Source organism: Pseudobutyrivibrio sp. UC1225, assembly GCF_900115215.1.
In the GTDB taxonomy this organism is placed as follows: Bacteria; Bacillota; Clostridia; order Lachnospirales; family Lachnospiraceae; genus Pseudobutyrivibrio.
Window position 1 is genome coordinate 75,413 of sequence record NZ_FOVQ01000011.1, and the last position, 14,439, is coordinate 89,851.

Below are 14,439 nucleotides of genomic sequence, written 5' to 3' on the forward strand. Positions count from 1 at the left end.
ATATTTTTTGTGCATATTGCACTAATTATCCCAGTTAATACCTTCTACAGCGACTCCCTCGAGGCTTTCTTCGGTATTTTCATCCTTCACTTCATCCCCAAATAAAGCTTCGAATTCTGATCGACTAATCTTTTCTTTCTCTAATAATAGATTAGCACATTTGTGTAAGATAGGTTCATACTCTTTCAAAAGTTTCACAGCTTTTTCATAACATTCATCGATGATCATCTTAACCTCATCATCGATGGCCTTAGCTGTTGCATCTGAGAATCCCTTAGTATGAGCCAAATCTCTTCCGATGAAGACTTCTTCCTCGTCATCACCATAATGAACCATACCAATATTCTTAGAGAAACCAAACTTGGTAACCATGTTTCTGGCTGCCTGAGTAGCCTGCTTAATATCCTGAGATGCACCTGTGGTAACATCATCAAAAATAAGCTCTTCAGCAACTCTACCACCTAATGAAACCACAATATCCTGAAGCATTTTGCCCTTTGTATTGAACATTTCATCATTTTCATTGATAGGCATAGTGTAGCCTGCTGCGCTGGCACCTGTAGGAATGATAGAAACAGAATATACAGGACCTACATCAGGAAGCACATGGAATAAAATCGCATGTCCACTCTCGTGGTAGGCTGTAATCTTCTTTTCCTTATCAGAAACCACACGGCTCTTCTTTTCCTTACCAATACCAACCTTTACAAAGGACTTTTTAATATCGTCATTTGTAATATATTGTCTGTCCTCACCTGCTGCAAGAATGGCTGCTTCATTAAGAAGATTCTCCAAATCTGCGCCTGTGAAGCCAACTGTAGTCTGAGCAATCTGTTTAAGATCAACGTCATCGCCCAAACTCTTATTACTAGCATGTACTTTAAGTATTTCTTCGCGTCCCTGCACATCTGGACGTCCAACAAATACCTTTCTATCAAAACGTCCTGGACGCATGATAGCGTGATCCAAAATATCTACACGGTTTGTGGCTGCCATAACAATGATGCCTTCGTTTACACCAAAACCATCCATCTCTACAAGAAGCTGATTCAGTGTCTGCTCACGCTCATCATGACCACCGCCCATACCTGTACCACGGCGTCTGGCAACAGCATCAATCTCATCGATAAAAACAATACATGGTGCATTCTGCTTTGCCTCTGCAAAAAGGTCACGCACACGTGACGCACCTACACCGACGAACATCTCCACAAAGTCCGAACCAGAAATTGAGAAGAAAGGAACTCCTGCCTCACCAGCAATAGCCTTGGCAAGAAGTGTCTTACCTGTACCTGGAGGGCCTACAAGAATAACTCCCTTAGGGATACGTGCTCCAAGCTTTGTATATTTCTTAGGATCCTTGAGGAAATCAACAAGCTCCTCAACCTCTTCCTTTTCTTCTTTAAGACCTGCAACGTCATTGAAACGTGTGTGGATGTCCTCTTTTGTAGACATCTTGGCACGGCTCTTGCCGAAGTTCATCATTCTGGCATTGGCACCACCGCCACCTGCCCCCTGCGCATTCATCATAATCATAAAGAGAATGAATACTGCACCAAGAACAATGAGCATAGGTAAAAGCTCAGAAAGCCAACTATCATGAGGAATATCACTGAGATTGTAAGCAATATCTGCCTCAGTGAGCATATCCTGAAAATCATTTACATCAGACACATACAGTGTGACTGTATCGCCTGTGGTGAGCTTTATGGTAGCCGCACCTGTAGGAACTTCCTCATTCTGTGTAATACTAACAGATTTGACCTGTTCCCTTTTCATTGCACCTTTAAACTCCGCCATAGAATAGGTGGTAGTCTTGTTGCCCATGCTGCTGTAAAGAATACCTAACACAACCACAACAAATAGGGCGTAGATAATCATTCCTGAAGCTCTGTTTTTCTTCAAAGTGTCCTCCTAGTCTAGCTCAACAATACCGATGTATGGAAGGTTACGATATTTCTGGTCATAATCAAGACCGTAGCCGACAACAAACTGATCTGGAATTGTAAAGCCTGTATAGTCAACATGAACATCAACTTCTCTGCGGTCAGGCTTATCAAGCATTGTAACCATACGAACTGACTTTGCGCCACGGTCCTTGAAAAGCTGACCGAGGTAGTTAAGTGTATTACCACTATCAATAATATCCTCAACAATGATTACATTCTGACCTGTTGGATCTAAATCAAGGTCCTTCTTAATCTTAACTACTCCAGAAGATACTGTGCCACCATCATAGCTTGATGTAGCCATAAAATCGATAATAACTGGCACTGTAATTCTCTTAGCAAGCTCACATGCGAAGAATGAAGCTCCCTTAAGGATGCAAACTAAAAATACTGTCTCACCCTCATAATCCTTACTAATCTGTGCTCCAAGCTCAGCAATACGTGCTGCTAATTCATCCTCTGGTAAAAGGACTCTGATGTTCTCACTCATTTCCAATTCCTCCGTAAACTACCTCTAATACACGAGTGGTATTATTAGAGATTTTATAATATTCGCTGATTCGATAACCTACTACCCACATTACATGGCTACCATCACACACAAGAATGATTTTGTCCCTCATATGCTTAGGTATTTTTTCATCCACAAAATAGTCCTGAATAGACTTATGATTTCCAGCGGAATCGATAGTAAGATAATCCCCTTCAGCTCGGGTTCTTATTACAACATTATCCGATATTTTATCACAATCAAACCATTTAGTATAGGTTGACGTAGGGTATTTCATACCCGGCTCAAGGTCGAATTCACGGTAGGAAATGGTACCTTTTGGCTCATCATCTTCCTCCTCGTCAATCACATATAAATGCTCGTAGGAAATGATGAGAGTCTTCTTATATGGAAGCTGTACCTGTCGCTCTCCCTCCTCCTGTAGGAGCCCTAAAATACTTTCAATATGAACTGCACTTACATCCTTCTGATTTGGCATAAAACCACTAAGATACTCTTTTAAGGCCTGACTGGCGATAACTCGTGGAGCAGTGATAAAAGCTCGCTTTCTCAGCTTATCTCCCTCATCCTTGGCAATAGCCAAAAGCCCTTTCGCCTCAAGTGAGATATAATCCGCAACTTCCATCAATCTGTTAGTCATATCGGTAATATGCTCTAGTGCCTTAGGATTTATTTCTGAAAGTTCTGGTAAAATATTGTGTCTTATCCTGTTCCTGTCATAGCAGACCTCTGAATTGGTTTCATCCACGCAATAGGCAATCTCATTATCCTGAATAAATTCCAATATTTCTGCCTTGGGAATCTCCAATAAAGGACGTATAATTCTTCCTCTGGTTGGGGCTATTCCACACATTCCATCCAAGCCTGTACCTCTTGCCATATGGAAAAGAACCGTCTCTGCGTTATCGTCCGCATTGTGGGCTATCGCAATCTTTACTGTCTCCTCATCACTATCGCCTTCCAGCTCCTTTGCGTAGGCCTCAAAGGCCTCATATCGTGCCATTCTGGCCTCTTCTTCAGTAGACCTGCCTGATTCTGCCACCATTGCAGGAATATCCACTCTAACGACCTTTAACGGCACCTCAAAGTCCCTGCAAAGACTCTCCACATATGCCTGATCTTCATCAGCATCCCCTTCCCTTATGCAGTGATTTACATGAAGGGCATGAATATCCAAACCATGCTCCTCTTTCAATGCAAGGAGCACAAAAAAAAGGCATACAGAATCAGGTCCTCCGGATAAACCCAAGACCACCCTGTCGCCTTTGTTTAACATATTATTTTTTTGAATATATTCTCTAATCTTCTTTTTGTCTAAAAATGATCCAATTGTCATGTGTCAATCCAAGCTTCTGTGAAGCCTCATTTTCTATGTATTCGTCACTACCGACGTATTCTTCCTGTTCTTTTAACTGCTTACTCTTTTCTTCTGCTGCATCAAGCTGAGTCTGTAAAGTCTCCTCCTTCTTCTTGAGCTCCTCATTCTTATCGTAGAGGCGCACAATCTGGACAGTCATTACGCCTATCATGAAAAGCATAATAACCGCTACATATATTCTACCTGTGGAGGTTTTCTTTCGTCTTCTAACCTGTTTTCTTTTTTTCTTTGCCATAATTATAAATATTTAAAGAGATCTGCAGCTGCATCCTTCTTTGTAGTGTCCTGAATATCAAGGACCTCAACTTTCACATTTTTATTACCAAATGCTATTTCTATTATATCACCAACTTTAACGTCGGTGGAAGCTTTCGCAATTTTTCCATTAATTTGTACACGACCGCTGTCACAAGCTTCATTAGCAACAGTTCTACGTTTTATCAATCTACTTACTTTTAAATACTTATCTAGTCTCATAGCGTACCTCTTATCTCAACATAAGCTAGTAGGCTTGTAGCCGTAACTAGCGTAGGCTTAAAAAAAGGGTTCGGCATTGCCGAACCCTAGTCGATTCTAAAAGTTATTAGTTGATAGAATCCTTAAGAGCCTTACCAGCCTTAAACTTAGGAGCCTTAGATGCAGGAATCTTCATCTCAGCGCCTGTCTGTGGATTTCTACCTGTACGAGCTGCTCTCTTAGAAACTTCGAATGTACCGAAGCCAACAAGCTGAATCTTCTCCCCCTTCTTAAGCTCTTCAGCTACAACCTCTGTGAAAGCCTTTACAGAAGCCTCAGCGTCCTTCTTTGAAATGTTAGCCTTGCTAGCGATAGCTGCTACTAATTCTGTCTTGTTCATTACTTATTCCTCCTCGAGAATTGTTATTTTTATTTTAGGACCAAAATCCTTAATAACTACAATATCCTTTATAATTGTTTTATATAACAGTGTCAACACAAAAACCCCAAAAAATCCCGATTTTATAAGGGTTTTATGAAATATTACAAATTTCTAACGTGATTTTTAACTATAATTACCATTTACAAACCCTTGATTTTCTAGGAAGTTCACAACTTTTTCACACAATCTAGTTCATTAAGTTGCTTATAAGGTCGGAAATCGTTGATAAATAGTCAACTTCGTAGTCATAATCATCCTTAATTGCGCTGCCTGCAGTCTCCTCTTCATGGCCGTTTGAAACAGTTTCGTCAATTATTTCTTCAGCCTGTTCAGAAGCCTCACTTGTTGACTCCGAAGAGGTAACTCCACTATCATTTTCAGCCTCCATTGCCAAGGTAATCTCAGCAGATTCTGAATTAACTACAAGGGTCTTTTTCCAGGCTTTATAGCCAGAGCATTTTACCACCAACTTGTGGGTGCCGTATTGTACATATTGAGGCTCGTTTGTGTCCACAATCTTTCCATCTATATATACATAGGTTTCTGGTACCGTCACCAGGAACGTCATCAGACAGTAGGATGGACCGTCTCCTTTCATGGAATCCAAATCCACCATGATATTTTCGCCACGATTAACTGTTATTTCCTGAGAACCGCCCCAGCCGTTATTGGCCACAGTCACCAGATAAGTGCCTTCAGGCACCTCAATTGTCTCATTTCCATTTACCATTGAAACAATCTTATTTCCTATAAAAATTAGACTACCATCAAAAACAGCTGTATTTACAAGGCTGAGATATCCATGCCCAGTAGTGATAGCAATAGATATTACCTCCTTGTCCTTTCCTATGACAGTTATTGCATCATCCTTACCTATATTCTCTATAAGAATCTTTTCACTGTCAGAATATGCTTTGGTCTTCTCTGTAAGCTTATAATTCTTACCATCGATAGCTATTAAATTGTGAGACATATCGATATTATATTTTTTAATATCCTCATACATCCATACATCTGCTGATTTCTGCACCAGACTTAGTGCTCCTGAAGACGGCAGAAAATCACCTATAGAAACTACGGAACCGGTAGTAAACTCGGCCCAGGTGTCTGTACTGCCATATTGATTTAAGAATTTCGTGGTCATGTTGTAATTGTAGCGTAGCTGCTGGTCAGATTCGATAGAATAAAGGGCTATAGTCTCATCTGTCATATCCAGACTTTCAACTATGTAAAGCTCCGGGTTCTCAGCCTCAGCCTGCGCCTGCTGGTCCTCCACCTCTTCAGTCTCATTACCATTCTGAAGAGCCGAACCAGTATAGTTAGTAACAGTGGCATTGTTACGATATCCACATCCCAGCAATGCCCCTGCACAAATAACTGATAATACTATTAAATTAGACCATTTTTTCGTAAAAATCCCTCTCATGGGATTATTTTATCATACTTTTAGCCATATTTAACAGAGTTTCCCTCTGATTCAATTCAGGATTTTCCACAACCGAGTCAAAAATAGTGGATAAAACCTCTCCTATTCTTTGTCCCTGTGGAACTCCCATGGCAATTAAATCCTTGCCATTTATCTGCAAATCCTTGATTCGAAGGCAATCGCCTGCTGCAACCACCTCATTAAAAACTCTTTCAAGCTCATCTATATATTCAAGCTTCTCTTTACGATGATATGCGCTCTGAGCCAGTGTATCTGCTCTTTTAACCGCCAATAGGTCCTGGAAATTTTCCTGTCCCACGCGAATAATCATTCGACGAACATTGCGGTGATTAATCTCCGGTCTGTCATCATGATTCTTTACAAGATTGCATACCTTATCAGTAGTGTCATTATCAAATTTCAGGCGACGCAATACTGTACGAGCCATATCAGCACCCTTTACAGGATGGGTCTTGAAATGATTCTGACCATTTTCATCTGTAGTCTTGCAAACTGGCTTAGCAACATCATGAAGCATCATTGTAAGGCGAATAACCTTGTCCTCTGGAGCAAGTCCCATAGATACAATAGTATGCTCTCCTACTGAGTACATATGATGCTTGTTTACCTGGTCGCATTCCATCATGGCATCGAACTCTGGGAAGAATATCTTTGTAAGACCTGTAGCATATACATCCCTGATACGTTCTGGGTGAGCAGAAGTAACCAGCTTTACCATCTCCACCTGAATACGCTCTGCGCTGATTTTTTCCAGGGTAGGCGCAAGAGTCTTGATTGCCTCATAAGTGTCCTGCTCAATTTCAAAACCAAGCTGGGCTGAGAAGCGAAGAGCACGCAACATACGAAGGGCATCCTCTGTAAAGCGCTCGATCGGATTACCAACAGCCCTTATGATGCCAGCCTCCAAATCTGCTTTTCCACCAAACAAATCCACTAGACCATTTGTATCGTTATATGCCATGGCGTTGATGGTGAAATCGCGGCGCTTCAAATCCTCCTCAAGAGAAGCTGTGAAGGTAACCTCCTTAGGATGACGACCATCCTCGTACTTACCATCTACACGGTAAGTAGTAACCTCGTAGCCAATGCCATGCATCAAAACAGTAACCGTGCCATGCTCAATGCCTGTATCAAAAGTGCGCTCAAACAAAGCCTTCACCTGTTCTGGCAAGGCCGATGTGGTAATATCCCAATCGTGAGGATTTTTCCCTAGAATGCAGTCACGGACACAGCCGCCTACTGCATAGGCTTCGTGTCCGTTAGATTCTAATACATTTATTATGTTTTGAACGTCTGCTGGTAAATTCATATTAATAAGCTTTACCCCAATATACTAATTTCTTAGCTGGCTTGCCGCAGCATGCACATACATCAGAAATATGCTCCTGATCATTGAATGGCATACAACGTGAAGTAACAGCTAAATCTTCTTTAATCTTGTTCTCACAAGCTTCGTCCTCGCACCACATAGCACGAATGAAACCTGGCTTGTTATTTGCAATCTCTGTAAACTCTGCATAGTTGTGAGCATCCCAGATGTGGCTATCGCGGTGAGCCTTTGCTCTCTCAAACATATCCTTCTGGATTGTCTCAAGAAGCTCTGCAACCTTTGCCTCCACCTGATCAAGTGGGCACTCAATCTTCTCGCGTGTATCACGACGAACAAGTACACACTTACCTGCCTCGATATCCTTTGGTCCGAGCTCTACACGAACAGGGATACCACGCATCTCTGCCTCGTTGAACTTCCAACCTGGTGACTTATCTGAATCATCAAGCTTAGCACGCATAGTCTTGCCAAGGCGCTCTGTAACCTCTGCTGCCTTCTCAAGTACTCCTTCCTTCTTCTGCTGAATAGGAATAACGATAACCTGTGTAGGTGCGATACGTGGTGGAAGAACAAGTCCTGAATCATCACCATGTACCATAATGATAGCACCGATAAGACGTGTTGTCATACCCCAAGATGTCTGATGTACATACTGAAGCTGATTATTCTTATCTGAGTACTGAATACCAAATGGCTTTGAGAAGTTCTGGCCAAAGTTGTGTGAAGTACCAGACTGTAAAGCCTTTCCATCGTGCATAAGTGCCTCGATTGTATATGTAGCCTCTGCTCCTGCGAACTTCTCCTTCTCAGTCTTCTGTCCGCGAACTACAGGCATAGCGAGAACTTCCTCGCAGAAGTCTGCGTAAAGATTAAGCATCTGAACTGTACGCTCCTCTGCCTCCTCTGCTGTAGCGTGAGCTGTGTGGCCCTCCTGCCATAAGAACTCTCTAGAACGAAGGAATGGACGTGTCTCCTTCTCCCAACGAACTACTGAGCACCACTGATTGTAAACCTTTGGTAAATCTCTGTGAGAGTGAATAATATCCTTATAGAAATCACAGAAAAGAGTCTCTGAAGTAGGACGAACGCAAAGACGTTCCTGAAGCGGGTTAAGACCACCGTGTGTAACCCAAGCTACTTCTGGTGCAAATCCCTCTACATGGTCCTTCTCAACCTGAAGAAGACTCTCCGGGATGAACATAGGCATGTAAACGTTCTGTACGCCTGTCTCCTTGAATCTTCTATCTAACTCGTGCTGGATGTTTTCCCAAATAGCATACCCATCGGGCTTGATAATCATGCATCCCTTTACTGATGAATATGCAATCAAATCAGCCTTAACAACTACATCGGTATACCACTGAGCGAAATCCTCTGACATAGAGGTAATCGCTTCTACCAGCTTTTTTTCCTGTGCCATTTTTTTCTCCTTTTCTTATTATAAAAATCTAGTTAAGCCCTATTATTCTAATACAAAATAAAAAGCAAGTCCACCCCTTAGATGAGATGGACCTGCACCAAATTTTTCAAAAAAATTTTAAAGATATAGTTCTTCGAATTTCTTTACCGGAAGTGGCTTATTAAAGTAGTAGCCCTGGAGATAATCAGCTCCTGTACCTTTAAGATAATTCATCTGATCCTCATTCTCCACGCCCTCTATAGTAACCATCATTCCAAGAGCCTTTGCAAGGGTGATGATAGTATTTACAATCTTGCGACCTCTTGTAATATTTTTATCCATAGCAAGGAAAGCCATATCCATCTTAAGAATATCTGCCGGAACCTCCTTCAACATATTCAAAGAAGAATATCCGCTTCCAAAATCATCAATTTCTATAAGGAAACCGTATTCCTTAAGGGATGCCATAATATCTATCTGGCGTTCCTTCTCTGTCATGAATATCGTCTCTGTAATCTCAAGCTTCAGACGTGATGGCTCAATGTGATACTTCTCCACAATTGAAACCAAGGTTTCGTATATATCCATGTAATAGAAATCCTTAACCGAGATATTAACCGAAATAGACAACTCCTCATGTCCCAGTGTAGTCCAGTAAGCCAGTCTCTTGGCCGCCTGCTCCCAAATGTACTGGTCAAGCTTGTAGATATATCCGGTCTTCTCCAACAGTGGAATGAAGGACGCTGGAGCAATAATTCCTCTGTCAGGATGAATCCAGCGAACCAGTGCTTCTGCCATTGTGATTCTTCCATCAACAGTAACCACCGGCTGTAAGAACATGGCAAACTGCCCTGTCTGAAGGGCTGTCTCAAACTCAGCCAATATTTTCTGCTCAGTCATGTACTCACGGCGAAGCATGTCGCCATAGTAGGCAATGCTGTTTTTAAAGCTATCCTTAATTGATTCAATGGCAAGGAATGCACCATCACACATTGAAACGATTGGAGCATCTCTGTCAAAGATGTCATATACACCTGCCAGAATAACCATGCGATACTGTGAATTATCAAGGGAATGACTAACCTGATTCATTCCAGTCATAAATATCTCTTCACTGTATCGATTCTTTGGTACCAAAATAGCAAAACGGTCTGCCTCAAGTCGAGCGAAGGTAGCACCTCCCGCAATTTTTTCTCGAATCGTATCTGCACAGCGGACAAGAAGCTCATCGCCCTTATCTACACCAAACACATCATTGATAAGCTTGAAGCCCTTTATATCGCAACAAACCATTACATAATCTATCTCAGGATTCTCATCCAGGATATTTCTGGCTTCCTCATAGAAGCTTTCTCTGTTAAGAGCACCTGTCAAGGCATCGTGAGTAGAACGATATTTCTCCTCCTCATATGCAAGGAAATCTCCAGTAACATCATAGAAGGAGAAGTAACATCCGCAGTAAAAACCTCTCTTATCGTAAATCTTATTGAAGTGAATATCGAAGCGATACTCCTCTCCATTAAAATTGTAAATGGCGCTCCAATTGGTATTTGAAATGGAATTAGTTTCTCTTCCCTCTCTCCATCTCTTGAATCTGTCCTCGATAAGCTTATTGTCTCCACCTGGTGAAAACATTCTGTTGGCCTGCTGATTAGAATAGATGCAGTTGTCGTTCTCATCGAAGGATACCAGCGCACATTCCATTCTTTCAGTAATGGTACTGAGCATGTATTCTACGAAGGTTTTTGGATTATACAAAAGCGTGTAGTAGCTTACGAAAATCGATGCCACCGAATACAGGCAAATGGAAATATCTACTGGGTAATCAAAGAAGAGATAAACAATATCCAGCAATATGATGCCCACAAAGATTACCAGAATAGAAAGGTATCTGTTCCTGTGAAAGCCGCTGGTCAGATATGATTTCTGAATGAAAATCATAATAATCATGGCCACAAGGATATAGCAGAATACCAAATGCACTACGTAGTAATCATTGATTTGGAAGGCATAGAACCACTCTCCATCAAACTCCTTCTTCACAAGATAAAAAGCATGATGCCATTTGTAGTTAAAAAAGAGACTGATGGAATCAAGTGCTGCTATAGTAGCCGTAATCAACGCTGATGCATACTGATCTATCCAGATTCTTGTATATTGTCGGGCATAGAACAAAAACGTTATCAGTATCCAGTCTATGCCTATGAAATAAAAGGCATAGCCAAATTCAGATGCCGTTTCCGTGCGCACAGATATAGCATGACTGTAAGAAAGGCAAGCAAAAATTCCCACAGCCAGAAGCTGCATTATTGAGATATTAAGTTTATTTTGCTTTATAGTGTGTTTTGTAGCAATGTACACTCCACACACCAGCATGATAAATGCTGTCAGCAAATAAACTGCAACGTAGAGTTTGATCAATTGAAAACCCCCTGTTTTGTCAGTTAATTAGCAATTTTACTGTCTAAAAAATCTTCTCCCTTTGGCTTAACCTGAAACTCAACCTGTGCGCCGGAGGTAGGATGTGTAAATCCTATTGAATATGAGCACAGTGCCAGATTATGCCCTGTAGAAACTCCGCCATACTTAACATCTCCAAGGATTGGAGCTGTCCTGCTGGCAAGCTGTATTCTAATCTGATGATGACGTCCTGTTTGTAGCTCGATATCAAGGAGCTTGCGGTCATCCCACTCATCAATGGTATGATAACTCAACGAAGCCCTCTTCGCTCTAGGGTCATTTTCCGAAACCACCTTTGAAAGATTTGTGCGATTATCCTTTACCAAGTAATCCACCAAATCCCCCTCATCTGGAAAAGACTCTCTGGTAATGATTGCATAATAATGCTTTTTAAATTTGTGATCAGCAATCTGTCTTGTGAGATTATTGGCTGCAGCCTTTGTCTTAGCAAAAACCATAACCCCCTCTACAGGCTGATCCAAACGGTGAACCACGTGAATCTCAGGGCTCTCCCCATTGGCCTTGAGATAATTGGAAAGCTCGCTTTCCATGTCCTTTTCACCTATATTTCTGGTCTGTGTCGCCAGACCAGCTGGTTTGTAGCATACTACGATGCTGTCGTCTTCGAATAATACTTCCATAGCATTACACCCCCTCAAGTGATAGTTATATTTTATCAGACTTTAAAGCGATAACCAACACCCCAGATAGTCTCAATATATTGAGGTTTTGAAGTATTTAGCTCAATCTTTTCTCTAATCTTATTTACGTGCACAGTGACTGTGGAGATATCTCCAATGGATTCCTCTCCCCAAAGCGTCTCAAAGAGCTGCTCCTTTGAATAGATAACGTTAGGATTCTCTGCAAGGAATGCAAGCAAATCGAATTCCTTGGCTGTAAAAACTTTTTCCTCACCATTAATCCAAACACGACGGCTAGCCTTGTCAATTCTAAGTCCACGAATACTAATTTCATTCTTCTGAATATTTGGTGACTGAACCAGTCTCTCATATCTGGATAAATGGGCCTTTACACGGGCAACCAACTCACTTGGTGAAAATGGCTTTGTGATGTAATCATCTGCCCCAAGACCCAGTCCACGAATCTTATCAATCTCTTCTTTCTTTGCTGTAACCATAAGAATAGGTACATTCTTAACCTCACGGATTCGCTTGCAAAGCTCAAAGCCATCGATACCAGGAAGCATCAAATCCAAAATGTACATATCATAATTTCCAGCCAAAGCTTTCTGCAGGCCCTTTTCGCCATCGCCTTCTATGTCTACCTCGAAGTTAGAAAGCTCCAGGTAGTCCTTTTCAAGCTCAGCAATTGATTCCTCGTCCTCAATAATAAGTATTCTACTCACTGTAGACCTCCTCTAAATATTTACGAATTACGAAGTACATGGTGGTGCCTTCGTTTTCCTTACTTGTAACCCAAATCTTGCCACCATGGTCTTCAATGATTTTCTTAACAATGGATAGACCTATACCGCTTCCACCTGCTGCAGAATTTCTAGAGGTATCTGCACGATAAAACCTGTCAAAAACATATGGCAAATCGTGGGTGGCGATACCTTTCCCATTATCAGCAATTTCAATCTGAACAAAATCACCTACATCCTTGATAGTAATACCAATTCGTGATGAAACATCAGCACGCATATACTTCACGGAATTACTAACGATATTATGAATGATGCGTCCAAGCTGCTCTGGATCCGCAATAATCTGCACATCAGGGTCAACAAAATTGGAATAATCCAGACGAATATGCTGATTCTCCAAATCCATCCCCAGCTCCTCTATACAATCTGTAAAATAGGCGCTTAAGTTTAGCTTCTGGAAATTGTATGGAATCTTGTTGGTATCAATATTTGAATACAAGGTAAGCTCATTGATGAGTGTGTTCATCTCGTTAGCTTTATTGTAGATAGTTCGAATGTATTTCTCCTGCTTTTCAGGAGTGTCTGCTACGCCATCCAACATTCCCTCTGCATAGCCTTTGATAGCTGTGATTGGAGTCTTAAGATCGTGGGCGATATTTGAAATCAAAGCTCTCTGTTCTGCCTCATCCTCAAGTCGGTCCTTGGCATTGTTCTGAAGACGAACTCGCATATCCTCAAAGGAATTGCAAAGCTCACTCATCTCATCTTTGCCTGTGCTTGCGACACTGTAATCTAGATTGCCCTCTTTGATATTATTAGCGGCTCTTATCAGCTTTTTTAAAGGAATAACGACACCACTATATATCCAGGTAACCATCATAAAGGCGGTAAAGGACATGATAAACAATTCCGCAATTACGAATTTAAGTAAGGTGCGATCGAACCTGCCGCTTAAAAGCAACAAAATATACATGATAATTGGGACAACCGCGATTATAAAAAATGAAATAATAAGCCTGTGTTTTAATTTCATGACACGTCTCCAAATATAATAAAAGCAGCCCTGTATAGGACTGCTTTTATTATATCATATTGATAATTTTAAAGATATTTCTTTAATGTCTCAGCTTTGTCTGTCTGCTCCCATGGAAGCTTAACATCTGTACGGCCAAAGTGACCATAAGCTGCTGTTGGACGGTAGATTGGACGACGAAGGTCGAGCATCTTGATGATTCCTGCTGGACGAAGATCAAAGTTCTCACGAACAATCTCAATAATCCTCTCATCAGAAAGCTTCCCTGTACCGAATGTGTCTACCATAACTGATGTAGGCTCTGCAACACCGATAGCGTATGAAAGCTGAATCTCGCACTTATCTGCAAGTCCTGCTGCTACGATGTTCTTTGCAACGTAACGTGCTGCATAAGCACCTGAGCGGTCTACCTTTGTGCAATCCTTTCCTGAGAAAGCACCGCCGCCGTGACGAGCGTATCCACCGTATGTGTCTACGATAATCTTACGGCCTGTGAGACCTGCATCACCGTGTGGGCCACCGATTACAAAGCGACCTGTTGGATTGATGTAGAACTTTGTCTTATCATCAATCATGTCCTTTGGAAGGACTGGATCAAAGACATATTTCTTAATGTCTTCGTGAATCTGTTCCTGAGTAACGTCTTC

14 protein-coding genes are annotated in these 14,439 nt (G+C 41.5%); all 14 read right to left on the reverse strand.

What is annotated here, in order from left to right:
- Positions 1-21 precede the first annotated feature (21 nt).
- Positions 22-1,881: an ATP-dependent zinc metalloprotease FtsH gene (gene ftsH / locus BMZ41_RS12480; RefSeq protein WP_242870652.1), complete on the reverse strand. Its 1,860-nt coding sequence runs from the start codon at positions 1,879-1,881 to the stop codon at positions 22-24.
- Between the two features lie 33 nt (positions 1,882-1,914).
- Positions 1,915-2,439, reverse strand: a complete 525-nt coding sequence (gene hpt, locus BMZ41_RS12485; protein ID WP_028247590.1) for a hypoxanthine phosphoribosyltransferase — start codon at positions 2,437-2,439, stop codon at positions 1,915-1,917.
- The gene (gene tilS, locus BMZ41_RS12490; RefSeq protein WP_090530105.1) at positions 2,432-3,796 is read right to left on the reverse strand and encodes a tRNA lysidine(34) synthetase TilS; all 1,365 of its coding nucleotides are present in this window, start codon (positions 3,794-3,796) and stop codon (positions 2,432-2,434) included. The genes hpt and tilS overlap by 8 nt, the downstream gene beginning before the upstream one ends.
- Positions 3,759-4,073, reverse strand: coding sequence for a septum formation initiator family protein (locus BMZ41_RS12495; protein WP_090167954.1), 315 nt, complete (start codon positions 4,071-4,073; stop codon positions 3,759-3,761). Before BMZ41_RS12495 ends, tilS begins: the two co-directional genes overlap by 38 nt.
- A gap of 2 nt (positions 4,074-4,075) precedes the next feature.
- A complete protein-coding gene (locus BMZ41_RS12500; RefSeq protein ID WP_015548569.1) occupies positions 4,076-4,315 on the reverse strand; it encodes an RNA-binding S4 domain-containing protein in 240 nt (79 codons plus the stop codon).
- Between the two features lie 106 nt (positions 4,316-4,421).
- Complete coding sequence (locus BMZ41_RS12505; RefSeq protein WP_015548570.1) at positions 4,422-4,694, reverse strand: HU family DNA-binding protein; 273 nt, start codon at positions 4,692-4,694, stop codon at positions 4,422-4,424.
- Between the two features lie 229 nt (positions 4,695-4,923).
- Complete coding sequence (locus BMZ41_RS12510; protein WP_143071351.1) at positions 4,924-6,162, reverse strand: hypothetical protein; 1,239 nt, start codon at positions 6,160-6,162, stop codon at positions 4,924-4,926.
- 4 nt (positions 6,163-6,166) lie between these two features.
- Positions 6,167-7,498, reverse strand: a complete 1,332-nt coding sequence (locus BMZ41_RS12515; RefSeq protein WP_090167958.1) for a CCA tRNA nucleotidyltransferase — start codon at positions 7,496-7,498, stop codon at positions 6,167-6,169.
- Positions 7,494-8,933 carry a proline--tRNA ligase gene (gene proS, locus BMZ41_RS12520; RefSeq protein WP_090530111.1) on the reverse strand — a complete coding sequence of 480 codons (1,440 nt, stop codon included), beginning with the start codon at positions 8,931-8,933 and terminating at the stop codon, positions 7,494-7,496. The genes BMZ41_RS12515 and proS overlap by 5 nt, the downstream gene beginning before the upstream one ends.
- A 117-nt stretch (positions 8,934-9,050) precedes the next feature.
- Positions 9,051-11,333, reverse strand: coding sequence for a GGDEF and EAL domain-containing protein (locus BMZ41_RS12525; RefSeq protein WP_090530114.1), 2,283 nt, complete (start codon positions 11,331-11,333; stop codon positions 9,051-9,053).
- A gap of 23 nt (positions 11,334-11,356) precedes the next feature.
- Positions 11,357-12,013 (reverse strand): RluA family pseudouridine synthase, encoded by a 657-nt coding sequence (locus BMZ41_RS12530; RefSeq protein ID WP_090167963.1) that lies wholly within the window; start codon positions 12,011-12,013, stop codon positions 11,357-11,359.
- A gap of 35 nt (positions 12,014-12,048) precedes the next feature.
- Positions 12,049-12,738: a response regulator transcription factor gene (locus BMZ41_RS12535; protein WP_090167966.1), complete on the reverse strand. Its 690-nt coding sequence runs from the start codon at positions 12,736-12,738 to the stop codon at positions 12,049-12,051.
- On the reverse strand, positions 12,731-13,792 hold the full coding sequence (locus tag BMZ41_RS12540; RefSeq protein WP_090167968.1) for a sensor histidine kinase: 1,062 nt from the start codon (positions 13,790-13,792) through the stop codon (positions 12,731-12,733). Before BMZ41_RS12540 ends, BMZ41_RS12535 begins: the two co-directional genes overlap by 8 nt.
- Positions 13,793-13,860: 68 nt before the next feature.
- Positions 13,861-14,439, reverse strand: a 579-nt coding sequence (locus BMZ41_RS12545; protein ID WP_177184224.1) for a methionine adenosyltransferase domain-containing protein, incomplete at its 5' end; no start/stop codon positions are given.

What these genes read in the sequence shown, in the direction of transcription:
- ftsH (WP_242870652.1), bottom strand. Translation starts at nt 1,881, where the DNA reads ATGATTATCTACGCCCTATTTGTTGTGGTTGTGTTAGGTATTCTTTAC.
- hpt (WP_028247590.1), bottom strand. Translation starts at nt 2,439, where the DNA reads ATGAGTGAGAACATCAGAGTCCTTTTACCAGAGGATGAATTAGCAGCA.
- tilS (WP_090530105.1), bottom strand. Translation starts at nt 3,796, where the DNA reads ATGACAATTGGATCATTTTTAGACAAAAAGAAGATTAGAGAATATATT.
- BMZ41_RS12495 (WP_090167954.1), bottom strand. Translation starts at nt 4,073, where the DNA reads ATGGCAAAGAAAAAAAGAAAACAGGTTAGAAGACGAAAGAAAACCTCC.
- BMZ41_RS12500 (WP_015548569.1), bottom strand. Translation starts at nt 4,315, where the DNA reads ATGAGACTAGATAAGTATTTAAAAGTAAGTAGATTGATAAAACGTAGA.
- BMZ41_RS12505 (WP_015548570.1), bottom strand. Translation starts at nt 4,694, where the DNA reads ATGAACAAGACAGAATTAGTAGCAGCTATCGCTAGCAAGGCTAACATT.
- BMZ41_RS12510 (WP_143071351.1), bottom strand. Translation starts at nt 6,162, where the DNA reads ATGAGAGGGATTTTTACGAAAAAATGGTCTAATTTAATAGTATTATCA.
- proS (WP_090530111.1), bottom strand. Translation starts at nt 8,933, where the DNA reads ATGGCACAGGAAAAAAAGCTGGTAGAAGCGATTACCTCTATGTCAGAG.
- BMZ41_RS12530 (WP_090167963.1), bottom strand. Translation starts at nt 12,013, where the DNA reads ATGGAAGTATTATTCGAAGACGACAGCATCGTAGTATGCTACAAACCA.
- BMZ41_RS12540 (WP_090167968.1), bottom strand. Translation starts at nt 13,792, where the DNA reads ATGAAATTAAAACACAGGCTTATTATTTCATTTTTTATAATCGCGGTT.